The following is a 25,083-nucleotide window of genomic DNA, read 5'->3' on the forward strand; positions in this document are numbered from 1 at the left end:
CCGTCGTGTTCAGCGCCCCCGCGTACCCGGCGCCTTGCGGTGGCGGTGGATGCTCATCAGCATGCCCATGCCCATGCCCAGGGTGACCATGGCGGTGCCTCCGTAGGACATGAAGGGCAGCGGCACGCCCACCACCGGCAGGATGCCCGACACCATGCCCATGTTGACGAAGGCGTAGGTGAACAGCATGAGCGTGATCGCACCGGCGAGCAGTTGACCGAACACGGTGCCGGCACCCGAGGCGATGGCCAGGCCGCGGCCGATCAGCAGCAGGTAGAGCGCGATCAGCACCGCGTTGCCCGCCAGACCGAACTCCTCGGAGAACACCGCGAAGATGAAGTCGGTGGTGCGCTCCGGGATGAACTCGAGGTGGGTCTGGGTGCCCTCCATGTAGCCCTTGCCCCAGAAGCCGCCCGAGCCCACCGCGATGGTCGACTGGATGATGTGAAAGCCCTTGCCAAGCGGGTCGGAGCTGGGATCGAGCAGGGTGAGCACCCGTTGCCGCTGGTAGTCGTGCAGCAGCGGCCAGATCAGCGGCGCTGCCGCGGCGCCCAGCGCGGCCAGCCCGGCGATCACCCGCCAGTTGAGCCCGGCCAGAAAGATCACGAAGCCGCCGGCGGCCAGCACCAGCAGGGCGGTGCCGAGATCTGGCTGGCGGGCGATCAGCGCCACCGGCACGGCGAGCGCGACGGTGGCCAGCAGGAAGTCGGCCCAGTGCCGTCCGCCTTCGCGGCGCTGGAAGTACCAGGCGAGCATCAGCGGCACCGCGATCTTGAGCAGCTCCGAAGGCTGCACCCGTCCGAAGCCGAGATTGAGCCAGCGGCGGGCGCCCTTGGAGACATCGCCGAACAGCGCCACGCCGATCAGCAGGGCCACCCCGAACAGGTAGAGCGGCAGGGCCACCCGCATCAGCAGGGCCGGCGGCACCAGGGCCATGATCCAGAGCACGGCCACCGCCACCGCGAGGTTGCGCGCATGACCCTCGAAGCGGCCGGGGAAGTCATACGCTGCCGAGTGCATGGTGAGCAGACTGAGCAGCATGAGCAGCAGCAGGATGGCCGTCAGGGCGGGGTCGAAGATCCGGGCGCCGGAACGGATCCGCGCCCAGGCGGCGGGCAGGGCGGTCATGGCGATTTCCGCGCCGCGCTGCCGTCGGTGGCCGCTCCCGGCGCTGGCGCAGGCACCGGCTCGGGCTCGGTGCTCTCGGGCACATCGCGCATCTCGGCCTCGGTCGGCGCATCGACGGGCCGGCGGGCGGTCTCGCCCGGCAGCTTGCCGAGCAGGTAGTAGTCGAACACCTTGCGCGCGATCGGCGCGGCCGCCTGCGCGCCGAAGCCGCCGTTCTCGACGATGACTGCCAGCGCCAGCCGCGGGGCGTCGACCGGCGCGAAGGCCATGTAGAGCGAATGATCGCGGTGCCGCTCGGCGATGCGGCGCGCGTCGTAGCGCTCGTTCTGGCGGATGCCGATCACCTGGGCGGTGCCGGTCTTGCCGGCGGCCACATAGCCGGCGTCGGCGAACACCGCCCGGCTGGTGCCGAATCGGTTCACATCGACCATGGCCGACTTCACCAGCGCAAGGTGCTCGGGGCGCAGCGCGATCCGCCGGGGCTCGCCGGGATCGACCAGGCGCTTCTCGCGGCTGAGCGGGTCCTGCACCGCCCGCACCAGCCGTGGACGCAAGGCAACGCCGTCATTGGCCAGCGTGGCGGTGGCATGGGCCAGTTGCAGGATGGTGAAGGCGTTGGCGCCCTGGCCGATGCCGATGGAGGGCGTCTCGCCAGGCAGCCAGCGGCGCTGGAAGCGGCGCATCTTCCAGTCGGACGAGGGCAGCACGCCCGCAGCCTCGTGGCGCAGGTCGATGCCGGTCAGCCCGCCGAAGCCCCAGGGCGCCATGAAGTCGTGGATGCGGTCCACGCCCATCTCGTAGGCCGCGCGGTAATAGTAGGTGTCGCTCGAGACCACGATCGACTTGTGGAGGTTCACGCTGCCGTGGCCATTGGGCTCGGAGTCGCGGAAGCGGTGGTTGCCGAGCTGGAAGTAGCCCGGATCCGGGTACTGCGTCTCGGGCTGGCGAAAGCCGGTGCTCAGCGCGGCCAGCGCCATGAAGGGCTTGTAGGTGGAGCCGGGCGGGTAGGTGCCGCGCAGCGGCCGGTTGAGCAGGGGCCGGTCGGGGTCTTCGTTGAGCGCCTGCCAGGAGGGCGGGTCGATGCCGTCGACGAACAGGTTCGGGTCGAAGCCCGGCCGCGATACGAAGGCGATCACCTCGCCGGTGGCCGGCTCGATCGCCACCAGCGCGCCGCGGCGGTTGCCGAACCACTCCTCGATCAGCCGCTGCAGCCTGAAGTCGATGGCCAGGATCAGGTTGCTCCCGGGCTGCGCCGGACGGCGCGCCAGCGAGCGCACCGTGCGCCCACCTGCCGAGACCTCGATCTCCTCGGCGCCGGCGCGCCCGCGCAGGGTATCCTCCCAGGACTGCTCGAGGCCGGTCTTGCCGATGTGGGTGGCGCCGGCATAGTCGGACTGCTGCTCGGCTTCCTCGATGCGCTGCTTGTCGGCGGGCGAGATGCGGCCGATGTAGCCGATCAGGTGCGCGGCCGCCTCGCCGTTGGGATAGGTGCGGGCGGCGCGGGCGCGGATCTCCACGCCGGGGAAGCGGAAGCGCGCCGCCGAGAAGCGGGCGAGCTCCTCGTCGCTGAGACGGGTGCGGATCGGGATGGAGTCCCAGTGCCGCGAGTCTTCCAGCAGCCGGCGGAAACGCCGCCGGTCGCGTGGCGTGATCTCGATCAGCTCGGCCAGCGCGTCGATGGTGCGCTCGATGCTCTCCACCTGCCCGGGCACGATCTCGAGCGTGAACACCGAGAGGTTGTCGGCCAGCAGCGTGCCGTTGCGGTCGTAGATCAGCCCGCGCGGTGGCGCCACCGGCACCAGCGCGATCCGGTTGTCCTCGGCCAGCGCCGAGTAGTCGCTGTGGCGCACCACCTGCAGCCAGATGAAGCGCGACAGCAGGATGCCGAAGCAGACCAGCACCAGGCCCCAGGCGATGGTCACCCGCAATCGCAGGCGCTGCTGCTCCTGGTCGGGGTCGCGCAGCTCGCTCATCGGCGCATCGGCACAGGCCCGTGCCTCACAGCGGTCGGGTCTCGTCGCGCTCGACCGCCCGGCGCTGCGGCGCGAGCAGCAGCGTCTCGGCCAGCGGCCACAGCAGCGTGGTGGTGAGCGCCGACAGCAGGTAGCCCCAGCCCGGCCAGCCGCTGCCCACCGCCATGCGCGCGAGCAGGGTGATCAGCTGCGCCGCCGACATCAGCACCAGCACATGCATCATGCGGCCGGCGAGGTCGAACCAGGGCACGCGCCGGTGCAGGGCGATGGCGCCCCAGGAGAGCAGGCTGTAGGCCAGCGCGTGCTCGCCGAGCAGCGCGCCCTCGTGGATGTCCATGAGCAGGCCGAACAGGAAGGCCAGGCCGAAGCCGAGCTGCCGGGGCTGACGCACATTCCAGAAGACCAGCGTGAGCGCGAGGAAGTCGGGCATGGCCCCGCCCCGGCCCCAGGGCAGCAGGTTGAGCAGGAAGGCCAGCGCCAGCGTGAATGCGATGAAGGCCCGGTTGGCCGGCAGCAGCAGGGTTTCGCGAGGAGAGAGCATCACGCGGCTCAGGGCGCCGGCCGCCGACGGCGGGTGTCGGCCGGCGCCGGTTCGGCGGGTGGTGGAGGCAGGGCATGGCGCTCGACCAGCAGCACCAGCATCAGCCGCTGGTGCTCGGGTGCGGCCACCGGACGGGCCAGCACCAGGCCGAAGGCGCCGGCCGCGCCGGGCGCCTCGATCCTCTCGACCGTGGCCACCGGCAGGCCGGCCGGGTAGATGCCGTCAAGGCCCGAGGTGATCAGACTGTCACCGGGCTTGATGTCGCTGCTGGCGGCCACGAAGCGCAGTTCGAGCAGCCCGCCCGCGCCGCCGCCGAAGGCGATCGCCCGCTGACCGGTGCGGGCCACCGCCACCGGCACCGCGGCGCCGCGGTCGGTGAGCAGCGTGACCTCGGCCGAGAGCGGCAGCACCCGCGTGACCTGCCCGATGACGCCCTGCGCGCTGATCACCGGCTGGCCGGCGATCAGCCCCTGCTGCAGCCCCTTGTCGATCAGGATGCGGCGGCTGAAGGGGTCGCGCCCGTCGTTGAGCACCTCGGCGATCACCGACGGGATGGCCGAGCGCTCGCGGGCGCCGAGCAGCTCGCGCAGGCGCCGGTTCTCGTCGGCCACCTGCTCGGCCTGCAGCAGTGTGCGGGCATTGGCAGCCTCGACCCGGCGCAGCTCGGTGTTGTCCTGGCGCAGCCGCTCGACGCCATCGATGTGCTCGCCGATCTGCCGCAGCAGATCGCGTGGCGCGAGCAGCGCGCGCTGCAGCGGATAAAGCAGCGTGGCCGCGCCCTGGCGCAGGGCGCCCAGGGTCTGCAGGCGCGAGTCGACCACCAGCAGCGCGATCGCGAGGCCGGCGCACAGGAGCAGCCGCGCGTGGGCGGAGACTCCCTGGTTGAAGATGGGCGGCGGGCTGCGCTCCATGGGGCGGGCCCCGGCGCGGCGGAGGCGCCGGCGGGCTTATTCGTTGGTGAAGATGGTGCCGAGCTTGTCCATGCGCTCGAGCGCCATGCCGCAGCCGCGGACCACGCAGGTGAGCGGGTCTTCGGCGACCAGCACCGGCAGGCCGGTTTCCTCCATGAGCAGGCGATCGAGGTCGCGCAGCAGCGCGCCGCCGCCGGTGAGCATGATGCCGCGCTCGGTGATGTCGGCGCCGAGCTCGGGCGGTGTCTGCTCCAGGCCGATCTTGACCGCCGACACGATCTGGTTGAGCGGATCGGTGAGGGCCTCGAGGATCTCGTTGGAGGACACCGTGAAGCTGCGCGGGATGCCCTCGGACAGGTTGCGGCCCTTGACCTCCATCTCGCGCACCTCGGAGCCGGGGAAGGCCGAGCCGATGCTCTTCTTGACCGCCTCGGCGGTCTGCTCGCCGATCAGCATGCCGTAGTTGCGCCGGATGTAGTTGACGATGGCTTCGTCGAACTTGTCTCCGCCGACCCGCACCGAGCCCTTGTAGACCATGCCCCCGAGCGAGATGACGCCGACCTCGGTGGTGCCCCCGCCGATGTCGACCACCATGGAGCCGGAGGGCTCGGACACCGGCAGGCCGGCGCCGATGGCCGCGGCCATGGGTTCCTCGATGAGGTAGACCTGCGAGGCGCCGGCGCCGAGCGCCGATTCGCGGATGGCGCGACGCTCGACCTGGGTGGAGCCGCAGGGCACGCAGATGATGATCCGCGGGCTCGGCGAGAACAGCCGGGTCTCGTGGACCATCTTGATGAACTGCTTGAGCATCTGCTCGGTGACCGTGAAGTCGGCGATCACGCCGTCCTTCATGGGGCGGATGGCATCGATGTTGCCCGGCACCTTGCCGAGCATCTGCTTGGCGTCGGTGCCCACCGCCGCGATGGTCTTCTTGCCGCTGGGCCCGCCTTCCTGGCGGATGGCCACCACCGAGGGCTCGTCGAGCACGATGCCCTTGCCGCGCACATAGATGAGCGTGTTGGCCGTGCCCAGGTCGATGGCGAGATCGGTGGAGAAGTAGTTGCGAAAGAGCCCGAACATGCCGGTTCCGTGGGTGAATTTGGCCTGGCCGCAGGCGCGGAAGAACCCTAGATCATACCGTATAATCCCGGCCCCTCGGCCCCATTCGGGGCGCTGCCCGGAAACCCCTATGCCGCTCACCGATGCCGATGTCGCCCGCCTGGCCCGGCTGGCCCGTCTCGATCTCTCCGGCGAGCAGGCGCAGCGCACGCTGGGCCAGCTCAACGCCGTGCTCGGCCTGATCGAGCAGCTGCAGGCGGTGGACACCCGCGGCGTCGAGCCCATGACCCATCCCACCGACATGGCCCTGCGCCTGCGGCCCGACGAGGTCACCGAGCCCGATGGGCGCGAGCGCTACCAGCAGGGTGCGCCGGCGGTCGAGCAGGGCCTCTACCTCGTGCCCCGCGTGATCGAGTGACGCCATGAGCCGCCTGCACGACCTCACCGTGGCCGAATTGCGCGCCGGCCTCGACCAGCGCCGTTTCAGCGCCACCGACCTCGCCCGCGCCTTCCTGGACCGCATCCAGGCCAGCACCCTGAATGCCTTCATCGATGTCCGGCCCGAGCTCACCCTCGCCCAGGCCGCGCAGGCCGATGCACGCCTGGCCGCCGGCGAGCGCGGGCCGCTGCTGGGCATCCCGGTTGCTCACAAGGACATCTTCGTGACCGAAGGCTGGCGCTCCACCGCCGCCTCGCGGATGCTGGCCGACTATGTCAGCCCCTTCGATGCCACGGTGGTGGCGCGGCTGCGCGAGGCCGGCGCGGTCTGTCTGGGCAAGACCAACTGCGACGAATTCGCCATGGGTTCGTCCAACGAGAACTCGCACTTCGGTGCGGTGCGCAATCCCTGGGATCCGCAGGCCATTCCCGGCGGCTCCTCGGGCGGGTCGGCGGCGGCGGTGGCTGCGCGCCTGGCGCCGCTGGCCACCGGCACCGACACCGGCGGCTCGGTGCGCCAGCCGGCTTCCATGTGCGGCATCACCGGCATCAAGCCCACCTACGGCCGGGTCAGCCGCTTCGGCATGATCGCCTTTGCCTCCAGCCTCGACCAGGGTGGCGCCATGGGCGGCTCGGCCGCCGACTGCGCGCTGCTGCTTTCGGCCATGGCCGGCTTCGACCCGCGCGACGCCACCAGCATCGAGCGCCCGGCCGAAGACTTCGGCCGCGACTTCGGCGGCTCCCTGCAGGGCCTGCGCATCGGGCTGCCGCAGGAGTTCTTCGGCGAAGGCCTGGCCGACGATGTCCGTGCGCCGGTGCAGGCGGCGCTGCAGGTGCTGCGGGACCTCGGCGCGGTCACGGTGCCGGTGTCGCTGCCGCGTACCGCGCTGGCCATCCCGGCCTACTACGTGATCGCGCCGGCCGAGGCCTCCAGCAATCTCAGCCGCTTCGACGGCGTGCGCTACGGCCATCGCACCACCGGTCACACCGACCTCGCCAGCCTCTACGCCCGCAGCCGCGCCGAGGGCTTCGGCCCGGAGGTGCAGCGCCGCATCCTGGTGGGCACCTACGTGCTCTCCCACGGCTACTACGACGCCTACTACCTGCAGGCGCAGAAGCTGCGGCGCCTGATCGCCGACGACTTCACCGCGGCCTTCGGCCAGGTCGATCTCATCGCCGGCCCGGTCTCGCCCACGGTGGCCTGGAACCTCGGCGAGCGCAGCGACGATCCGGTGCGCAACTACCTCGCCGACATCTTCACGCTGCCGGCCTCGCTCGCCGGCCTGCCCGGCCTGTCCATGCCCGCCGGCTTCGGCGCGGGCGGCCGTCCGGTGGGTCTGCAGCTCATCGGACGGGTGTTCGACGAGGCCCGCCTGCTCGCCGTGGCCGATCGATTCCAGCAGGCCACCGACTGGCACGCACGCCGTCCCGCGGGGGCGGCGTGAACCTGTCCGGGCGCGGGGCTGCGGCCCGCGGCTGGCGGCTGCGGCCGTGGGCCGGCGCGCTCGCCCTGGCCGTGCTGCTGGCCGCCTGCAGCACCCCGCAGCCGCCGGCGCCCATCGTGCCTTCGGGCAAGCCGCCCGCATCGACGGGGGGCGCACAGACCGCACCCCTGCGGCCGGCCTCCCCGCCGGCGGCTGCCCGGCCGGGCCCGATCGCCGATCGCCCCATCGACCTCGACGGCCGCTGCGCGCAGGCCGAGGAGGACGGCTTTCGCGAGGATGCCACCCTGCTGGTGCGTGCCAACGAGGTCCGTGCCATGAGCTGGCAGCTCTGGGTCGGCCGCCGCGGCAGCTGCCGGTTCGAGCAGGCCGATTTCCGTCAGGTGCGCAGCCGGCCCCATATCGAGCTGCTCGCCCGCGACGGCAGCGGCTGCAAGCTGATGGTCTGGCAGGATCCTCGGCGCATCACCCTGGCGCATGCCGGTTGCCAGCGGCGCTGCACCGGCGGCATCTACGATCAGGCCTGGCCGGTGATGTTCGATCCGCGCTCCGGGGCCTGTGCCCGCACCGACCGCTGATGCCGGCGTCGGTCCAACCAGAAAGAGACTCAGCGATGCAATGGGAAGTGGTGATCGGGCTGGAGACGCATGCGCAGCTCGCCACGCGCTCCAAGATCTTCTCGGGCGCGTCCACCGCCTTCGGCGCGGCGCCCAACACCCAGGCGAGCCCGGTGGATCTCGCCCTGCCCGGGGTGCTGCCGGTGATGAACCGCGCGGCGGTGGAATGCGCGATCCGGCTGGGTCTGGCCGTGGGCGCGCAGGTGGCGCCGCGCTCGGTGTTCGCCCGCAAGAACTACTTCTATCCCGACCTGCCCAAGGGTTACCAGATCAGCCAGTACGAGATCCCGGTGGTGGCCGGTGGCAGCCTCGACATCACCTGGGAGGAGGGCGGCGAGCCCCGTTCGCGCACGGTGCGCCTCACCCGCGCCCATCTCGAGGAGGACGCCGGCAAGTCGCTGCACGAGGACTTCCACGGCATGTCGGGCATCGACCTGAACCGCGCCGGCACGCCGCTGCTCGAGATCGTGAGCGAGCCGGACATGCGATCCTCGCGCGAGGCGGTGGCCTATGCCCGGGCGCTGCATGCCCTGGTGATCTGGCTGGGCATCTGCGACGGCAACATGCAGGAGGGGTCGTTCCGCTGTGACGCCAATGTCTCGGTCCGACCGCTCGGCCAGCAGGCCTTCGGCACCCGCTGCGAGATCAAGAACCTGAACTCCTTCCGCTTCCTGGAGCGCGCCATCGACTTCGAGGTGCGCCGCCAGATCGAACTCATCGAGGACGGCGGCACGGTGGTCCAGGAGACCCGGCTCTACGACCCTGACCGGGACGAGACCCGCAGCATGCGCAGCAAGGAAGACGCGCAGGACTACCGGTACTTCCCCGATCCCGACCTGCCGCCGCTCGTCATCGCGCCCGACTGGGTCGCCGCCGTGCGGGCCGCGATGCCCGAGCTGCCGCAGGCGCTGCGCGCGCGCTTCCAGGCCGAGCTCGGGCTGTCGGCCTATGACGCCGGCGGGCTGGCCGCATCCCGGCAGCTGGCTGCCTGGTTCGAGCGCGCGCTGGCGGCGCTGGCCACGCTGCTGCCCCCGACCGACGCCGCTGCCCGTCAGGCGCAGGCCAAGCTGCTGGCCAACTGGCTGCTCACCGACATGGCCGCCGCGCTCAACCGCGACGGCATCGAGATCGACGCCGCGCCGGTGAGCCCGGCGCTGCTGGCGCGGCTGTGCGCCCGCATCCTCGACAACACCGTGTCGGGCAAGATCGCCCGCGAACTGTTCGCCGCGCTCTGGCTCACGCCGGGCGCGCCCGATGATGCGGTCGATCGCGAGATCGATGCCCGCGGCCTGCGCCAGATCAGCGACACCTCCGAGCTCGAGGCGATGGTCGATGCCGTGCTGGCCGCCCATCCGAAGTCGGTGGAGGAGTTCCGCGCCGGCAAGGACAAGGCCTTCAATGCCCTGGTGGGCCAGGTGATGAAGGCCAGTCGGGGCAAGGCCAATCCGCAGGCCGTGAACGACCTGCTGCGCAAGCGGCTCGCCGGCTGAGACGGGCCCGCGGCCGCGCGCGCCGTTCAGGCGCCGCTGCCGTAGCGCTGCCGGTACTGCACCACCCGATCGCGATGGGCGGCGAGTTCGCCGCCCTGCGGCGAGGCCTCCAGGTAGGCGATCAGGTCGTCGAGCGAGGCGATGGAGAGCACCGGGATGCCGAACATCGAGCGCACCTGCTCCACCGCCGACTCGCCGGTGACCTGCACCGCGTCGCCGCCGCGCTCCTGGCGGTCGAGGGCGATCAGCACGCCGGCCGGCTCGGCGCCGGCCTGGCGGATGATGCTCACCGATTCCTTCACCGAGGTGCCGGCCGAGATCACATCGTCGACGATCAGCACCCGGCCGCGCAGCGGGGCGCCGACCAGGCTGCCGCCCTCGCCGTGGTCCTTGGCCTCCTTGCGGTTGTAGGCAAAGCCGATGTTGCGGCCCCGCCCGGCCATGGCCACCGCGGTGGCGCTGGCCAGCGTGATGCCCGTGTAGGCCGGGCCGAACAGCATGTCGAAGCCGATCTCGCCACGGGCCTGCGCCGAGAGCAGGCGCGCGGCATAGAAGCCGGCGAGACGGCCCAGCCGCTCGCCGTCATGGAACAGCCCGGCATTGAAGAAATACGGGGAGTCGCGGCCGGCCTTCGTGATGAACGAACCGAATCGCAACACCCCGGCATCGAGCGCGAAGCGGATAAACTCGCGCGGATCGACTTCGGTCATTGATCATCCTCGCCGGCGTGGGCCGGCCCAGCGCGCCATGATACGGATCATCTCGTTGAACCTGAACGGCATCCGATCGGCCGCCCGCAAGGGCCTGATGCCGTGGCTGGAGTCCGTTCGGCCCGATGTGCTGTGCGTGCAGGAGATCAAGGCCCAGGCTGACGACCTCGACGATACCTTGCGCAATCTGGCGGGCCTTGGCGGTCACTTCCACTTCGCGCACAAGCCGGGGTACAGCGGCGTGGGCGTCTACGCCCGGCGCAAGCCGAAGGCGGTGCGCGCCGGTTTCGGCGACCCCGAGTTCGACGCCGAGGGCCGTTACCTCGAGGCCGACTTCGGCGATTACACCGTGATCTCCATGTACCTGCCCTCGGGGTCGAGCTCGCCCGAGCGGCAGCAGGCCAAGTTCCGCTTCATGGCCTCGTTCGCCGGGCATCTGCGCGATCTCGGCCGCGGCGGCCGCGAGGTGGTGGTCTGCGGCGACTGGAACATCGCCCACCAGGAGATCGACCTGAAGAACTGGCGCAGCAACCAGAAGAACTCCGGCTTCCTGCCCGAGGAGCGGGCCTGGCTGTCGCAGGTCTTTGGCGAGTTCGGCTTCGTCGATGTCTTCCGTCGGCTCGACCCTCGCCCCGAGCGCTACACCTGGTGGAGCAACCGCGGCCAGGCCTGGGCGAAGAATGTCGGCTGGCGCCTCGACTACCAGATCGCCACGCCCGGCAGCGCCGATGCCGCCCGGGCCACCGACATCTACACCGCCGAGCGCTTCTCGGATCACGCGCCGCTGATCATCGACTACGCGCTGCCGCGACGATGACCGATCCTGCCGACGACCTGGCCCCGCCGGCGCCGCTGCCTCTGCGCCGTGCCCTGATCGTCGATGACGATCCGCTGGCCCGCACCCTGGTGGGCGCCAGCTTCACCGACCTGGGCTTTGATGTCACCACCGCCGCCGACGGGGACGAGGCGCTCGCGCTGGCCGCTGCCACCCGCTTCGACTGCGTCGTGCTCGATGTGCAGATGCCCGGCCCGTCCGGTTTCGAGGTCTGCCGGCAGCTGCGCCGCCTGCCGGCCTACCGCAGCACCCCCATCCTGATCCAGACCGGCCTGGAGGACCATGACTCGGTGGAGCAGGCCTTCGAGGCGGGCGCGAGCGACTACCTCACCAAGCCGGTGAACGACGCGCTGCTGCGCCACCGGGTGCGGTTCGTGATGAAGTCGGCCGAGGTCGTGACCGAGCTCGAGAGCAATCGCGCCAAGCTCAACGAGGCGCTCGATCTCGCCCAGCTCGGGCACTGGGAATACGCCTACGCGACCCGCATCATCCAGACCTCCGATGTGCACCGCCGTGTGCTGCACCTGCCCGGGCCGGTGCCGCGCTCGTTCTACCTCTCGCGCATCCACCCCGATGACCGCGAGCTGGTGCGGCGCCAGCTGCAGTCGGTGGGCGTGAGCACCGATCGCATCGATTTCGCCCACCGCTGGCTGGCCCCCGATGGCCGTCAGCTGGTGCTGCATGTGCAGGGCGCCCTGCGGCGCGACGCCGAGGGCCAGCCCGAGACGCTGGTGGGCAGCATCCAGGATGTCACCGAGCGCGAGGCCATCCTCGAGAAGATGCGGCTGTGGTCCAAGGTGATCGAGTCTTCGGTGGAGGGCATGCTGCTGGTCGACGCGGGCCTGCTGCCGCTGCAGGTCAACGCCGCCTTCACCCGTCTCACCGGGCTCGACCTCGACGGCCTGCGCCAGCGCGGCTGGGATTTCTTCGACGAGGCCTTCCGGCGCCAGGTGCTGCCGGTGCTGCGCACGGCCGGCACCTGGCAGGGCGAACGCACCACGCATGGCCCCGACGGCGCGATCCAGCACCACTGGGTGAATGTCGGCGTGCTGCCCGGTCCTACCGGGATGCCCAGCCACTTCGTGGTCATGATCTCCGATGTCAGCGCCTTGCGCCGCTACCAGTCGCGTCTGGACTACCTGGCCCGCCACGATCCGCTCACCGGGCTGCTCAATCGCGCCGCCATGCTCGAGAGGCTTCATGAGCAGGCGGTGGCCGTGAGCACCAGCGGCGGGCGGCTCGGCCTGCTCTACCTCGACCTCGATCGCTTCAAGAACGTGAACGATGCGCTCGGCCAGGGCTGGGGCGACCGCTTCCTGGTCGCCGTGGTCGAGCGCCTGCGCGCCGCCCTGCCGGCCACCGCGCTGCTCGGTCGGCCCGAGAGCGACGAGTTCCTGGTGATGATTCCGCGGGTGGGCGCACCCACCGAGGCGGTGGCGCTGGCCGAGCGGCTTCTCGACGCGCTGCAGGCCCCGCTGCGGGTGGATGACTACGAGTTCGTGATCGGTGCCAGCGCCGGCATCGCCTTCCTGCCCCAGCACGCCGCCAATGTCGAGGATCTGGTCAAGAACGCCAGTATCGCCATGCACCAGGCCAAGGCCCGCAAGGCGCAGGGACGGGGCCGCTACCAGCTGTTCAGTTCGCGCATGGCTGCCGAGATCACCGACCGGGTATCCCTCGAGGCGCGCATCCGCGCCGGTCTTGCCCGCGGCGAATTCCGTGTGCACTACCAGCCCAAGATCGAGCTGGCCACCGGGCTTCTGGTGGGCGCCGAGGCTCTGGTGCGCTGGGAGCATCCCGAGGAGGGGCCGATCGCGCCGGCGCGCTTCGTGCCGGTGGCCGAGAGCGCCGGCCTGATCGCCGAACTCGGCCGCTGGGTCTTCCAGGAGACTGCCGCCCAGATGAAGCGCTGGGATCTCGAAGGCCTGCCGGTGGCCCATGTGGCGGTCAATGTCGCCGGTCCGCAGGTCTGGCGTGGCGACTTCCTTCAGCACATCCGCGACACCCTGCGCGAGGTCGGCGTGGCGCCGGGGCGGCTGCAGATCGAGATCACCGAGACCCTGATCATGCGCGACTCCACCCGCGACGAGACGGTGCTGCGCATGAATGCCCTGCGCGATCTCGGCCTGACGCTGGCGATCGACGATTTCGGCACCGGCTACTCGTCACTGTCGCGACTGAAGCGGCTGCCGGTGGCCACCCTGAAGATCGACCAGTCCTTCGTGCGCGATGTGGTCGACGACCCCAACGACGCCGCGATCGTGCGCGCGATCATCGCCATGGCGCGCACGCTGGGCCTGGCCACGGTGGCCGAGGGCGTGGAGACCGAGGGCCAGCTCGCCTGGCTGCGCGCCGAGGGCTGCGACATCGGCCAGGGCTTCCTGTTCGGCCGGGCTCGGCCGGCCGACGAGTTCGCGGCCCAGCTGCGCGCCGGCCTGCTTGGCGGCCTTCAGGGGATGGGGTCGCCCCAGTTGGAGGTGTAGGGCGGCAGGCTGGCCACCGGGGTGCCGCGAGCCCGCGCGTACAGCGGCAGGGTCTCGCCGAGGTGGCGCCGTATCTCGTTGATGCGGGAGGTGCTCGCCGGGTGGGTGGACAGCCACTGCGGCGGGGCGCCCTTGGCCGCGGCGCTCATCTTCTCCCAGACCCGCACCGCAGCGCGCGGATCGAAGCCCGCGCGGGCGGCGAGGTCGAGCCCCACCAGGTCGGCGTCGGTCTCGTTGTCGCGCGAGAAGCTCAGGGTGAGGAGCTGCGCGCCGGCGCCCACCGCCATGCGGCCGAGGTCCCCCATGCCCAGCAGGCTGGTGACCAGACCCGCGCCCATCTCGGTGAGGCTGCCCTTGGCGGCCCGCTCGCGGGCATGCTCGCGCAGCGCGTGCGCGACCTCGTGGCCCATGACCATGGCGAGTTCATCGTCGGTGAGCTTGAGCTTGTCGAGGATGCCGGTGTAGACGCCGATCTTGCCGCCAGGCATGCAGAAGGCGTTGATCTGGCCGTCGGCCAGCACATTGACCTCCCAGCGCCACTGGCCGGCCCGCGCATTGAAGCGCCCGGCCTGCTCGATGATCGCCCGCGCGATGCGCCGCGCCCGCTGCACCTGCGGATGCTCCGGGGGCAGCAGCGCACCCTTGGCGGCGGCGGCGCGCATCATCTGGCTGTACTGCTCGCCAGCCACCCGTTCGAGCTGCTCGGCCGGCACCAGCTTGGCAAGGCTGCTGGGGTTGCCCACCCGAACCCCGTCCTGCGGCGCCTGCGGCTGGGCGCCGGCGGGCAGGCACACGGCGGCCGCGAACAGGCCCGCGGCCGCCATCCGGCGCAGGCCCTTGCGTACCCGGCGCGGACGGCCGCCCGGGCGGCTGCCAGGCGAAGGCAGGGAGGGGGTGGGAGCAGGCTTGTTCATGGTGTCGATGGTATCGGATGCGTCAAGGTCTCTGCGCGGCGCGGCGCGGCAGTGCTGGGCTGGGCTGGGCTTGGGCCGGGCTTGGGCCTCGCTGGCCGCCGGTGCGGGCTCATCCGCCGCCTGCGAGGCCGCTGCTACACTCGGCCGCTGCCATGGCCTCTGCTCCTCCGCCACCGGCCCTCCTTCAGGCCTTTGCCAGTCGCCGGGTCGGCGTGATGCTGCTGCTCGGCTTTGCCAGCGGGCTGCCGCTGGCGCTCTCGGCGGGCAGCCTGCAGGCCTGGCTCACGGTCTCGGGGGTGGACATCCGCACCATCGGTCTGTTCGCCCTGGCCGGCCTGCCTTACACCTTCAAGTTCATCTGGGCGCCGCTGCTCGACCGCTTCGAGCCGCCGCTGGCCGGCCGACGCCGGGGCTGGCTGGCGATCAGCCAGCTCGCGCTGGGCGCGGCCTGTCTGCTGATGGCCCAGCTCGATCCGGCTGCCGACATCGAGCTGATGGGTGTGACTGCGCTGGCCATCGCCTTCCTGTCGGCCTCGCAGGATGTGGTCTTCGACGCCTACCGCTCCGACCTGCTCGGCGAGCGCGAGCGCGGCGCGGGCGCGGCGGTGTCGGTGCTCGGCTATCGGCTGGCCATGCTCGTCTCGGGGGGGCTGGCCCTGATCCTTGCCGACCAGTGGCTGGGCTGGCCGGCCACCTACCGTCTGATGGGCGGGCTGATCGCGGCTTTCGCGCTGGTCTCGCTGTTTGCGCCGCCGGTGCCCTCGGCCGAGGGGCCGCGGGCACCGGCGCTGCGCGAACTGCTCGGGTTTGCCGCCATGCTGGCCGCCGGGCTGGCGGTCTGGTTCGGGCTGCGCGCGCTGCCCTGGGGCGCGCTGGAGGCCGACCGCTTCGGCCGCCTGCTGGTGCTGAGCGTCTCGCTGCTGGCTTCCTTCGCCGCCGCGATCCGGGTCGCCCGGCTGGCGGGCTTTGCCTCCTTCACCGAGCCCTGGGACCACTTCTTCAGCCGAGACCGGGCGATCGCGTTGCTGCTGCTCATCGTGCTCTACAAGCTCGGCGACGCCTTCGCCGGCAGCCTGTCCACCGCCTTCCTGATCCGTGGCGCGGGCTTCACCCAGACCGAGGTCGGCGCGGTCAACAAGGTCTTCGGCCTGATCGCCACGCTGCTCGGCGCACTGGCCGGCGGCGCATGGCTGGCCCGGGCCAGCCTGTACCGCGCCCTGATGGGTTTCGGGCTGCTGCAGGCGGTGTCGAACCTCGGCTACTGGGGGCTGGCGGTGCTGCCGCCGCACCCGGCGCTGATGGCCGTGGCGGTGGGCTTCGAGAACCTCTGCGGTGGCATGGGCACCGCCGCTTTCGTGGCCCTGCTCATGGCGCTCACCGACCGGCGCTTCTCGGCCGCCCAGTTCGCGCTGCTCTCGGCGCTGGCCGCGATCGGCCGCGTCTATGTGGGGCCCACCGCCGGGGTCATGGTCGAGGCCATCGGCTGGCCGGCCTTCTTCCTGTTTTCCACGGCTGCGGCGCTTCCCGGCCTGTTGCTGCTGGCGCTGCTAAAGCCCACAATCACCCGATTGCAGACGGAGAACCCGCCATGAACGACCTCACCCGGCTCAGCGCCCTTGCCCCCCAGACCGAAGCCGATCCGGCCATGTCGGCGTTCTGGATGCCCTTCACCGCCAACCGGCAGTTCAAGGCCCAGCCCCGGCTGCTCGCCCGCGCCGAGGGCATGCACTACTACACCCCTGAAGGCCGCGCCATTCTCGACGGCACCGCCGGCCTGTGGTGCGTGAACGCCGGCCACTGCCGCCAGCCGATCGTCGACGCCATCTCGCGCGCCGCTGCCTCGCTCGACTTCGCCCCGGCCTTCCAGATGGGCCACCCGGCGGCCTTCGAGCTCTCCAGCCGGCTGGTGGCGCTGGCCGGCAAGCCCTTCAGCCAGGTCTTCTACACCAACTCGGGTTCCGAGGCGGTCGACACCGCGCTCAAGATCGCGATCGGCTACCACCGGGTTCGCGGTGAAGGCCAGCGCACCCGCATCATCGGCCGCGAGCGCGGCTATCACGGCGTGGGCTTCGGCGGCATGTCGGTGGGCGGCATCGCCGGCAACCGCAAGGTGTTCTCCGGCGCGCTGCTGCCGGCGGTCGACCACCTGCCGCACACCCACAGCCTGGCGCACAACGCCTTCAGCCGCGGCCAGCCGCAGTGGGGCGCGCACCTTGCCGACGAGCTCGAGCGCATCCTTGCCCTGCACGACCCCTCCACCGTGGCCGCGGTCATCGTCGAGCCGGTGGCCGGCTCCACCGGGGTGCTGGTGCCGCCGGTGGGTTACCTGGAGCGGCTGCGCGAGATCACCGCCCGTCACGGCATCCTGCTGATCTTCGACGAGGTGATCACCGCCTTCGGCCGCATCGGCAAGCCCTTCGGCTTCCAGAAGCTCGGCGTGGTCCCCGATCTCTTCACCGTGGCCAAGGGCATCAACAGCGCCACCGTGCCCATGGGCGCGGTCTTCGCCCGCGAAGGCATCTACGACGCCTTCATGCAGGGCCCGGCCACCGCGATCGAGTTCTTCCACGGCTACACCTACTCGGCCCACCCGCTGGCCTGCGCCTCGGCCATGGCCGCGCTCGACATCTACCAGCAGGAAGGCCTGCTCGAGCGCGCCGACGAGCTCGCCGCGCACTGGGAGAACGCGCTGCATTCCCTGCGCGGCACCCGCCATGTCATCGACATCCGCAACATCGGCCTGATGGGCGCCGTCGAGCTCGAGCCGCGTGCCGGCGCGGCGGGCGCGCGCGCCTTCGAGGCCCATGTGAAGGCCTTCTTCGAGGAAGACCTGATGGTGCGATTCACCGGCGACATCATCGCGCTGTCGCCGCCGCTGATCGTTCAGAAGGATCAGATCGACCAGATGGTCGAGCGGCTCGGCCGGGTGCTGCGCGCGCTCGACTGACCCTCGCGGGCGGACGATCGCGCCACGCACCCCGCCGCCGGATGCCGTTCTCCGCCGGCAATCCCGGCGCGGGCGCGGCGTTCAGGGTGCCGACAGCACCCCGGCGGCGCGCAGGGCCGCCACTTCCTCAGGGCTGCGCCCGAGATCGCCGCCGACGATGGCCGGGCCGTGCTCGCCCAGGGTGGGCGCGGGCGTCACCGGCTGCGGCGGCAGGTCGCCGAAGCGCATCGGCGAGCCGGCCGCCAGATAGCGGCCGATGCCGGCCTGATCGATCTCCTGGAACAGCGGGTTGGCGGTGGAGCAGTTGGGGTCTTCGGCCAGCGCCTGACGGGGGCTGCGATACACCCCCCAGCAGACCCCGTTGGCATCGAAGAGCGGCCCGATCTCGGCCAGACTGCGGGCCCGCACACCCGGCTCGATCCAGGCCACCAGCTGCTCGCGGTGGCGAAAGCGGGCACCCTCGTCATTGAGGTCGACGCCGTTGGCCTTCTCCCAGGCGCTCACCGCCTCGGCGAAGCCCAGTGCCTTCTGCAGGCCGCGCCACTGCCGCACCGAGATTGCCATGATCATCACCCGGCGGTCGTCGCGGGTGCCGAAGTCATGGCCGAAGGTGCCGAAGATGTGATTGCCGTAGCCCTGCCGGTCTTCGCCGTTGACCTGCACCTCGGCGAGATAGCCCAGGCTGCCGATGGTGGCCAGGCCCATGTCCTGCAGCGCGATGCGCACATGGCTGCCGCGGCCGGTGTCGCGGCGCCGGCGCTCGGCGGCCAGCACCGCGATGGCCACATGCGAGCCGCACATCAGGTCCCAGGCCGGGGTGACATTGTTGACTGGCTGGGTGGGGCCGCCGTTGCCGGTGATGAAGGGGAAGCCCGCGCCGGCATTAACCGTGTAGTCGAGCGCGGTGCGGCCCTGCCAGTCGCCGGTGATCTGCACCACGATCAGGTCGGGGCGACGCGCTGCCAGCTTGTCGTAGGCCAGCCAGCCTTTCATGGGGAAGTTGGTGATCAGGATGCCGCCGCCCGGGGCGTCGTCGCAGATCAGGTCGGCCACCAGCGCCTGGCCGCGCTCGTCGCCGAGGTCCACGCACAGCGACTGCTTGGCCTTGTTCAGCCCGGCCCAGTAGAGGCTGCGGCCATTGGCGGCGACCGGCCAGCGACCGATGTCGGCATTGCCACCGACATCATCCACACGGATGACGCGCGCGCCGAGCTGGGCCAGCGTCATGCCGGCGAGGGGACCGGCCACGAAGGCGGCCATTTCCACGACCCGAAGGTCATTGAGCACCTGGAACACGGGATGGTCTCCTTCAGATCAGGCCGCGGGCGATGATGTGGGCCTGGATCTCGCCGGCCCCCTCGAAGATGTTCAGGATGCGGGCGTCGCACAGCAGCCGCGAGACCGGGTACTCGAGCGCGTAGCCGTTGCCGCCGTGCACCTGCAGCGCGTTGTCGGCGTTCGACCAGGCCACCCGCGCAGCCACCAGCTTGGCCATGCCGGCCTCGACATCGCAGCGCTTGCCGGTGTCCTTGCGGCGGGCCGCGAAGTAGGTGAGCTGGCGCGCGAGCATGGTTTCCACCGCCATCATCGCGAGCTTGTCGCGCACCCGCGGGAACTCGATGATCGGCCGGCCGAACTGGCGCCGCTCCTGGGCATAGGCCAGGGCGAGCTCGAGCGCGTTCTGACCCACGCCGATGGCCCGCGCCGCGGTCTGGATGCGGGCGCTCTCGAAGGTGGCCATCAGCTGGCGGAAGCCCTGGCCGGGCACCCCACCGAGCAGCGCCGAGGCCGGCACCGTGAAGCCGTCGAAAGCGAGCTCGTATTCCTTCATGCCGCGGTAGCCAAGCACCTGGATTTCGCTGCCGCGCATGCCCGGCGCCGGGAACGGGTTGCCGGGCTCGCCGCGCGGCTTGTCGGCCAGCAGCAGCGAGATGCCGCGCGCGCCGGGCACATCGGCCTCGGTGCGCACCAGCATGGTCATGAGGTCGCTGCGCGAGGCATGGGTGATCCAGGTCTTGGCGCCGGTGACCCGCCAGACCTCGCCGTCGCGCACCGCGCGGGTCTTGAGCGAGGCCAGGTCAGAGCCCGAGCCCGGCTCGGTGAAGACCGCGGTGGGCAGGATGCTGCCCTCGGCCAGGCCGCGCAGGTAGCGCTCCTGCTGCTGCGGCGTGCCGCCGGTGCTGATCAGCTCACCGGCGATCTCGGAGCGGGTGCCCAGCGACCCGGTGCCGATGTAGCCGCGCGAGAGCTCCTCGGAGACCACGGTCATGGCGAGCTTGCCCATGTCGCTGCCGCCCCACTGCTCGCCGATGGTGAGCCCGAAGATGCCGAGTTCGCCCATCTGGCGCACCACATCGTCGGGGATCAGGATGTCCTGGCGGTGCCAGTCGTTGGCGAAGGGGGCGATGCGCTCGTCGCTGAAGCGGCGCACCTGCTCCTGGAAGGCGCTGATCGCGTCGTTGTCGAGCAGGGGATCGGGCCAGCGGCCGGCCGCGGCCTGGGTGACCACCGACGCCCGGCGTGCCGGGGTGTTGCCGGTCTCGATGAGCCGGATGACATCGGGGTCGTCGAGCATGGCGAGCTGCGCGCCGCGCAGGCCGAAGTCCAGCGGGCGCAGGATCTCGCACTGGGACATCGGCAGGCCGCCGCGCAGCTGCTGCAGGTATTCGGCAAAGCCGATCGCGAGGTAGTCGGCGGCCAGCCCGCCGAGCGCGCCGCGCGCATGCAGGCGCGTGGCCCAGTCATGCAGCTGGGCGAGGGACTCGACATAGCTCGCCACCCAGGCATAGCCGTGCAGGGCGCGCTGCTCGGCCTCGGCGTCGTCGGCGCGGGCGGCGCCAGCCGCGACTGCGGCCCGGCAGGCGGCGAGCACGGCGTCGCGGTAGGCACGGGCCTGGCCGAGTGCGCGGGCGCTCAGCGCGAGGAGGTCGGCGGCGGAGGTTTCGGTGGGCGTGGGCGTGGCTTGCGCGGTGGCGGTCATGGCGGCTTCGATCGACGGACGGGAGAGCGCCTCTCCCCGGGCATGGCGCATTCTAGCGAGCGCGCCCGCCCCGACCGCTGTGGGCGGGCGCGCCGTGGTGCCGTTTGCCGCGCCGCTCAGAGTTTCTGGCGCTTGACCACCAGCCCCGACTTCTCGCGGTCCCAGGTGTCGGCGGTGATGCCCTCGCTGCGGATCAGGTGCTTCTGCACCTTCTGGGTGGGCGTCTTGGGCAGTTCGGGCATCAGGCGGACATAGCGCGGCACCATGAAATGCGGCATGCGCGGGATCAGGTACTCCACCAGGGCCCGCGGGTCGCAGCCGCCGGGCTGCGGCACCACCGCCACCATCACCTCGTCCTCGCCGTGTTCGCTCGGCACGGCCACCGCCGCCGCCTCCTGCACCTGCGGATGGCTGCTCACCTCGGCCTCCACCTCGAAGGACGAGATGTTCTCGCCGCGCCGGCGGATCGCGTCCTTCATGCGGTCGACGAAGAAGTAGTTGCCGGCCTCGTCCTGGCGGAAGGCGTCGCCGGTGTGGAACCAGCCGTTGCGCCACGCGCGCGCGGTGGCCTCGGGGTTGCCGTAGTAGCCGGAGTTCATCGCCCAGGGCGTGTCGGTGCGCACGATCAGCTCGCCCACCTCGCCGGTGGCAACCTCGCAGTCGTTGTCGTCGACGATGCGCACCTCCACGCCCGGCCGCGGCCCGCCGCAGCTCGCCTGCGGCCCCGGGTTCAGGCCCGACACCAGCGGGCAGGAGATCTCGGTCATGTTGAAGACGGTGTAGACCTCGCAGCCGAAGCGCGCCGAGAAGGCCGGCGCGTCTTCCAGCAAGGGCACCATGGTGGCCACCCGCAGGCCGTGCTGGCGGTCGCGCGGGTCGGGCGGGCGCTTGTTGAGCAGGGTGGCCATGCCCCCGAGCAGGATCACCGAGGTGGTGCCGGTCTCCTCGATGACATCCCAGAAGCGGTCGGTCTGGAAGGCGTCGACGATGGCGATGGAGGCGCCCAGCACCAGCATGGAGTAGACCGCCGCGGTGCCGCCGACATGGAACAGGGGCAGCAGCACCAGATGCCGGTCGGTCTCGATGTGGTAGTTCCAGGCGGCCACCGACTCGTACAGATGCAGGTACGAGGACATCACGCCCTTCGAGGGCCCGGTGGTGCCCGAGGTGTAGATGATGCACTGGGTGTCCCAGGGCATGATCTCGCGGGCCGGCGGCTGCGGCTCGCCGCTGGCCGGCGAGAGCATGGCCGAGGCGTGCCGGGTGAGGCCCGGCACCGCGGGTGCATCGGCCTCGCCGCCGAGCACCACCAGGTCGGTGAGCTTCGAGCGGTCGATGTCCACCAGCCGGTCGATCAGCCCGCCGTGGGCGACGATAAGGCGCGCGCCCGAGAGCCGGATGGCATGGGCGAGGATGCTGCCGCGGTAGGCGAGGTTGATCGGCACATAGACCGCACCCAGGTAGTTGATGCCGAACCACACCCGCAGCGCATCGGGCCCGTTGGGCAGCCACACATGGACATTCTCGCCCTGCTGCACGCCCAGCGCCTGCAGCCCCGCGGCGGTGCGCCGGACGATGTCGAGGGTCTGGGCGAAGGTCCATTCGCTGCCGTCGGCGAAACGCACGAAGACCGTGTCGGGCCGGGTCGCGGCGTGCCGCTCCAGCAGGGGACGGAGCACGCATTGTTCGGGGGCGGGCACACGCGGGTCGTGCCAGGTCTTGGGCATGAGACGGTCTCCGGGGATGGCGGGCGACCCGCGGCGGACGCCGGCGCGGCCAGCGGGTCGAGGGTCGAGGGTCGAGGGTCGAGGGTCGAGGGTCGAGGGTCGCGCCGATCATGTCGGATTCCGTGACGGCCTCGCGCGGGTGGCGACAGGGAATGGAACACTCGCGGCCATGACCCCGTCGGCGAACACGAGACAGCCATGATCGACAAGACCCTGGTCAGCGCCGCGCAGGCCCTGGCCGATGTGCCCGATGGCGCCACGGTGCTGGTCGGCGGCTTCGGCGGCGCGGGCATGCCCGATGTGCTGATCGAGGCGCTGATCGCGCAGGGCGCGCGCGAGCTCACCCTGGTGAGCAACAACGCCGGCAGCGGCGAGACCGGTCTGGCGGCGCTGCTCAAGGCGGGCCGGGTGCGCAAGATCATCTGCTCGTTTCCGCGCCAGGCCGATTCGCACCACTTCGACCGGCTCTACCGAAGCGGCCAGCTCGAGCTCGAGCTCGTGCCTCAGGGCAATCTCGCCGAGCGCATCCGCGCCGCGGGCGCCGGCATCGCCGGCTTCTACACGCCCACCGGCTACGGCACCGAACTGGCCCGCGGCAAGGAGACCCGGCGCATCGACGGCCGCGACTGCGTGCTCGAGATGCCGCTGCACGCCGACTTCGCGCTCATCAAGGCGCTGCGCGGCGACCGCTGGGGCAACCTGGTGTACCGCAAGGCCGCCCGCAACTTCGGCCCGGTGATGGCGATGGCCGCGCGCTGCACCGTGGCGCAGGTGGACGAGCTGGTGCCGCTGGGCGCACTCGACCCCGAGCACGTCGTCACCCCGGGCATCTTCGTGCATCGCGTGGTGGCGGTGGGCGACACCACGGCGCGCCCCGCGCCAAGCGCATCCTGAAGGGAGCCTGACCATGCAGCGTCTGAGCCGCGACCAGATGGCCGCCCGCGTGGCCCGCGACATCCCCGAGGGCGCGTATGTGAACCTCGGCATCGGCATGCCCACGCTCGTGGCCAACCACCTGCCCGCCGAGCGCGAGATCTTCCTGCACAGCGAGAACGGCATCCTGGGCATGGGCCCGGCGCCGGCCAGGGGTCAGGAGGACTGGGACCTGGTCAATGCCGGGAAGCAGCCGGTCACGCTGCTCACCGGCGGCGCGTTCTTCCACCATGCCGATTCGTTCGCGATGATGCGCGGCGGCCATCTCGACATCTGCGTGCTCGGTGCCTTCCAGGTGTCGGCCGGCGGCGATCTCGCCAACTGGCACACCGGCGAACCCGACGCGATACCGGCGGTGGGCGGCGCGATGGATCTCGCCATCGGCGCGCGCCGCACCTTCGTGATGATGGAGCATGTGACCAAGCGCGGAGAGCACCGCATCGTGCCGAGCTGCACCTATCCGCTCACCGGCATCGGCTGCGTGGCCCGCATCTACACCGATCTCGCGGTGGTCGATGTCACGCCGCAGGGCCTGGTGGCGCTGGAGTGGGTCGAGGGCCTGTCCTTCGAGGCGCTGCAGTCGCTCACCGGTGCGCCGCTGCGGCGGGCCTGAGCGGCCGGTGCCGGCCGCATCCGCGCCTGTCCATCTCCCACCCCTGGAGCCGACCATGGACTTCTCGACCCTGCTGGACCGATTCACCACCGCCGTGGCGGCCCGCGACTGCGAGGGCTTTGCCGCGCTGTTCACCCCCGAGGGCTGCTACGACGATGGCTTCTTCGGCGCCCACCGCGGACGCGCCGACATCGCCGCGATGCTCGAGCGCTTCCATGTCGGTGGCGAGGACTTCTTCTGGGAGTTTCTCGAGCCGCTCCAGGCTGGCGATCTTGCCTACGCCCGCTACCGCTTCAGCTACCGCTCGCGCGAGCCCGAGAGCGCCGGCCAGCTGATCATGTTCGACGGCATCGCGCGCTTCCGGCTGCGCGACGGGCTGATCCATGACTACACCGAGCTCTTCGATCGCGGTGTGGCCTTCGTGCAGCTCGGCTATGCCACGCCGCGGGTGCGCAAGCTGATCGACCGCTATGCCGCGGCGCTGCGCGATGGTCCGGCCTGCGCGGCGCACATGGCCGCCCGGCAGGCGCGCGCCAAGACCTCTTGAAAGCGCCGCGGGCCGTGCCCATCTCCCGGGTACCCACCCAACACCCGAGGAGATCCGACATGACCCGACTGTCCGTCTACGACCCGTTCGCCGAAGTCTTCCCCGAGCTCTTCCGCGGCATCCTCGCGCCGCAGCGCGCCGCCGGCGCGCCGGTGCTCGAGATCCGCGTCGATGTGCGCGAGACCGCCGCCGACTACACCGTGAGCGCCGAGATGCCGGGCGTCACCCGCGAAGACATCCAGGTGCAGATCGACGGCAACCGCGTGTCGATCGCCGCCGAGGCCCGGCGCGAGGCCGTCACCCGCGAAGGCGAGCGGCTGCTGCGCAGTGAGCGCAGCTACGGGCCGATGGCGCGCAGCTTCTCGCTGGCGAGCGAAGTGGACGACGCCGCCGCCAGTGCGCGCTACGAGAACGGCGTGCTCACCCTGGTGCTGCCCAAGAAGGTCGCCACCGGCGCGCGCAAGCTGACCATCAACTGAACCCCCGCACGCGGCTCAGGCGGCCGCGGGCACCTCGTAGCCCGCCTCGCGGATCGCCTGACTCACCCGGGCGGGGTCGGCACGGGTCTCGATCTCGACCCGGCCCTCGGCGAGCGTCACGCTCACCCGGGCGGTCGGGTCGAGCTCATGGATGGCCGCGGTCACCGCCTTCACGCAGTGCCCGCACGACATGCCCTTCACCTGCATGCTGATCATCGACCGCTCCTTGGATGGGGATGCGGCCATGATAACGACCCGACCCGTCGGCCGGCATTGACATCCCGCATTGGCCGCGCGCGTGCGCTGGCGCTATGGT

At 71.2% G+C, this 25,083-nt stretch carries 23 protein-coding genes; 12 read left to right on the top strand and 11 right to left on the bottom strand.

Going from position 1 to position 25,083, the window contains the following annotated elements:
* Window positions 1–9 precede the first annotated feature (9 nt).
* From rodA to AC2H6A_RS00185, 5 genes are read right to left on the bottom strand one after another with little or no spacing between them, the layout of a single operon-like run.
* Complete coding sequence (rodA, locus tag AC2H6A_RS00165; RefSeq protein WP_484271091.1) at window positions 10–1,128, bottom strand: rod shape-determining protein RodA; 1,119 nt, start codon at window positions 1,126–1,128, stop codon at window positions 10–12.
* Entirely contained in the window at window positions 1,125–3,101 is a 1,977-nt protein-coding gene (gene mrdA, locus AC2H6A_RS00170) for a penicillin-binding protein 2 (protein ID WP_484271092.1), read from the bottom strand. Before mrdA ends, rodA begins: the two co-directional genes overlap by 4 nt.
* Window positions 3,102–3,126: 25 nt before the next feature.
* On the bottom strand, window positions 3,127–3,642 hold the full coding sequence (gene mreD / locus AC2H6A_RS00175; protein ID WP_484271093.1) for a rod shape-determining protein MreD: 516 nt from the start codon (window positions 3,640–3,642) through the stop codon (window positions 3,127–3,129).
* Between the two features lie 8 nt (window positions 3,643–3,650).
* A complete protein-coding gene (gene mreC / locus AC2H6A_RS00180; RefSeq protein ID WP_484271094.1) occupies window positions 3,651–4,553 on the bottom strand; it encodes a rod shape-determining protein MreC in 903 nt (300 codons plus the stop codon).
* A gap of 36 nt (window positions 4,554–4,589) precedes the next feature.
* Window positions 4,590–5,633, bottom strand: coding sequence for a rod shape-determining protein (locus AC2H6A_RS00185; RefSeq protein ID WP_484271095.1), 1,044 nt, complete (start codon window positions 5,631–5,633; stop codon window positions 4,590–4,592).
* A 109-nt stretch (window positions 5,634–5,742) separates the two neighbouring features.
* On the opposite strand from AC2H6A_RS00185, the gene gatC reads away from it, so the two are divergent.
* Genes gatC through gatB form a run of 4 tightly spaced genes read left to right on the top strand, consistent with a single transcriptional unit; the run spans window position 5,743 to window position 9,599 of the window.
* Window positions 5,743–6,030 carry an Asp-tRNA(Asn)/Glu-tRNA(Gln) amidotransferase subunit GatC gene (gatC, locus tag AC2H6A_RS00190; protein WP_484271096.1) on the top strand — a complete coding sequence of 96 codons (288 nt, stop codon included), beginning with the start codon at window positions 5,743–5,745 and terminating at the stop codon, window positions 6,028–6,030.
* A 13-nt stretch (window positions 6,031–6,043) separates the two neighbouring features.
* On the top strand, window positions 6,044–7,495 hold the full coding sequence (gene gatA / locus AC2H6A_RS00195; protein WP_484271121.1) for an Asp-tRNA(Asn)/Glu-tRNA(Gln) amidotransferase subunit GatA: 1,452 nt from the start codon (window positions 6,044–6,046) through the stop codon (window positions 7,493–7,495).
* A gap of 38 nt (window positions 7,496–7,533) precedes the next feature.
* Complete coding sequence (locus tag AC2H6A_RS00200; RefSeq protein ID WP_484271122.1) at window positions 7,534–8,070, top strand: hypothetical protein; 537 nt, start codon at window positions 7,534–7,536, stop codon at window positions 8,068–8,070.
* Window positions 8,070–9,599: an Asp-tRNA(Asn)/Glu-tRNA(Gln) amidotransferase subunit GatB gene (gatB, locus tag AC2H6A_RS00205; RefSeq protein WP_484271097.1), complete on the top strand. Its 1,530-nt coding sequence runs from the start codon at window positions 8,070–8,072 to the stop codon at window positions 9,597–9,599. The genes AC2H6A_RS00200 and gatB overlap by 1 nt, the downstream gene beginning before the upstream one ends.
* Before the next feature lie 26 nt (window positions 9,600–9,625).
* Here gatB and pyrE read toward each other — a convergent pair whose 3' ends face one another.
* Complete coding sequence (pyrE, locus tag AC2H6A_RS00210; protein ID WP_484271098.1) at window positions 9,626–10,309, bottom strand: orotate phosphoribosyltransferase; 684 nt, start codon at window positions 10,307–10,309, stop codon at window positions 9,626–9,628.
* 37 nt (window positions 10,310–10,346) lie between these two features.
* On the opposite strand from pyrE, the gene AC2H6A_RS00215 reads away from it, so the two are divergent.
* The gene (locus AC2H6A_RS00215) at window positions 10,347–11,126 is read left to right on the top strand and encodes an exodeoxyribonuclease III (RefSeq protein WP_484271099.1); all 780 of its coding nucleotides are present in this window, start codon (window positions 10,347–10,349) and stop codon (window positions 11,124–11,126) included.
* The gene (locus AC2H6A_RS00220; RefSeq protein WP_484271100.1) at window positions 11,123–13,627 is read left to right on the top strand and encodes a two-component system response regulator; all 2,505 of its coding nucleotides are present in this window, start codon (window positions 11,123–11,125) and stop codon (window positions 13,625–13,627) included. Before AC2H6A_RS00215 ends, AC2H6A_RS00220 begins: the two co-directional genes overlap by 4 nt.
* Here AC2H6A_RS00220 and AC2H6A_RS00225 read toward each other — a convergent pair.
* A complete protein-coding gene (locus tag AC2H6A_RS00225) occupies window positions 13,594–14,541 on the bottom strand; it encodes a M48 family metallopeptidase (RefSeq protein WP_484271101.1) in 948 nt (315 codons plus the stop codon). The two genes, AC2H6A_RS00220 and AC2H6A_RS00225, sit on opposite strands and share 34 nt — an antisense overlap.
* A gap of 152 nt (window positions 14,542–14,693) precedes the next feature.
* On the opposite strand from AC2H6A_RS00225, the gene AC2H6A_RS00230 reads away from it, so the two are divergent.
* Window positions 14,694–16,133, top strand: coding sequence for an AmpG family muropeptide MFS transporter (locus tag AC2H6A_RS00230; RefSeq protein ID WP_484271102.1), 1,440 nt, complete (start codon window positions 14,694–14,696; stop codon window positions 16,131–16,133).
* Window positions 16,134–16,186: 53 nt separating this feature from the next.
* Window positions 16,187–17,488 (top strand): omega-aminotransferase AptA, encoded by a 1,302-nt coding sequence (gene aptA / locus AC2H6A_RS00235; RefSeq protein ID WP_484271123.1) that lies wholly within the window; start codon window positions 16,187–16,189, stop codon window positions 17,486–17,488.
* Between the two features lie 81 nt (window positions 17,489–17,569).
* Here the strand turns inward: aptA and AC2H6A_RS00240 are convergent, their stop codons facing one another.
* The 3 genes from AC2H6A_RS00240 to AC2H6A_RS00250 form a co-directional block, all read right to left on the bottom strand.
* Window positions 17,570–18,784: a CoA transferase gene (locus AC2H6A_RS00240; RefSeq protein ID WP_484271103.1), complete on the bottom strand. Its 1,215-nt coding sequence runs from the start codon at window positions 18,782–18,784 to the stop codon at window positions 17,570–17,572.
* A gap of 13 nt (window positions 18,785–18,797) precedes the next feature.
* Window positions 18,798–20,468: an acyl-CoA dehydrogenase family protein gene (locus tag AC2H6A_RS00245; RefSeq protein ID WP_484271104.1), complete on the bottom strand. Its 1,671-nt coding sequence runs from the start codon at window positions 20,466–20,468 to the stop codon at window positions 18,798–18,800.
* A 116-nt stretch (window positions 20,469–20,584) separates the two neighbouring features.
* A complete protein-coding gene (locus AC2H6A_RS00250; RefSeq protein ID WP_484271105.1) occupies window positions 20,585–22,147 on the bottom strand; it encodes an AMP-binding protein in 1,563 nt (520 codons plus the stop codon).
* Between the two features lie 246 nt (window positions 22,148–22,393).
* Here AC2H6A_RS00250 and AC2H6A_RS00255 point away from each other — a divergent pair, with 246 nt between their 5' ends.
* From AC2H6A_RS00255 to AC2H6A_RS00270, 4 genes are read left to right on the top strand one after another with little or no spacing between them, the layout of a single operon-like run.
* The gene (locus AC2H6A_RS00255; RefSeq protein ID WP_484271106.1) at window positions 22,394–23,089 is read left to right on the top strand and encodes a 3-oxoacid CoA-transferase subunit A; all 696 of its coding nucleotides are present in this window, start codon (window positions 22,394–22,396) and stop codon (window positions 23,087–23,089) included.
* 13 nt (window positions 23,090–23,102) lie between these two features.
* On the top strand, window positions 23,103–23,741 hold the full coding sequence (locus AC2H6A_RS00260) for a 3-oxoacid CoA-transferase subunit B (RefSeq protein ID WP_484271107.1): 639 nt from the start codon (window positions 23,103–23,105) through the stop codon (window positions 23,739–23,741).
* A gap of 55 nt (window positions 23,742–23,796) precedes the next feature.
* Window positions 23,797–24,288 carry a nuclear transport factor 2 family protein gene (locus AC2H6A_RS00265; RefSeq protein ID WP_484271108.1) on the top strand — a complete coding sequence of 164 codons (492 nt, stop codon included), beginning with the start codon at window positions 23,797–23,799 and terminating at the stop codon, window positions 24,286–24,288.
* Window positions 24,289–24,347: 59 nt separating this feature from the next.
* The gene (locus tag AC2H6A_RS00270; protein WP_484271109.1) at window positions 24,348–24,767 is read left to right on the top strand and encodes an Hsp20/alpha crystallin family protein; all 420 of its coding nucleotides are present in this window, start codon (window positions 24,348–24,350) and stop codon (window positions 24,765–24,767) included.
* A 15-nt stretch (window positions 24,768–24,782) separates the two neighbouring features.
* Here AC2H6A_RS00270 and AC2H6A_RS00275 read toward each other — a convergent pair whose 3' ends face one another.
* Window positions 24,783–24,983, bottom strand: a complete 201-nt coding sequence (locus AC2H6A_RS00275) for a heavy-metal-associated domain-containing protein (protein ID WP_484271110.1) — start codon at window positions 24,981–24,983, stop codon at window positions 24,783–24,785.
* Window positions 24,984–25,083: the final 100 nt, after the last annotated feature.

The sequence above is a fragment of the Quisquiliibacterium sp. genome (assembly GCF_982640115.1).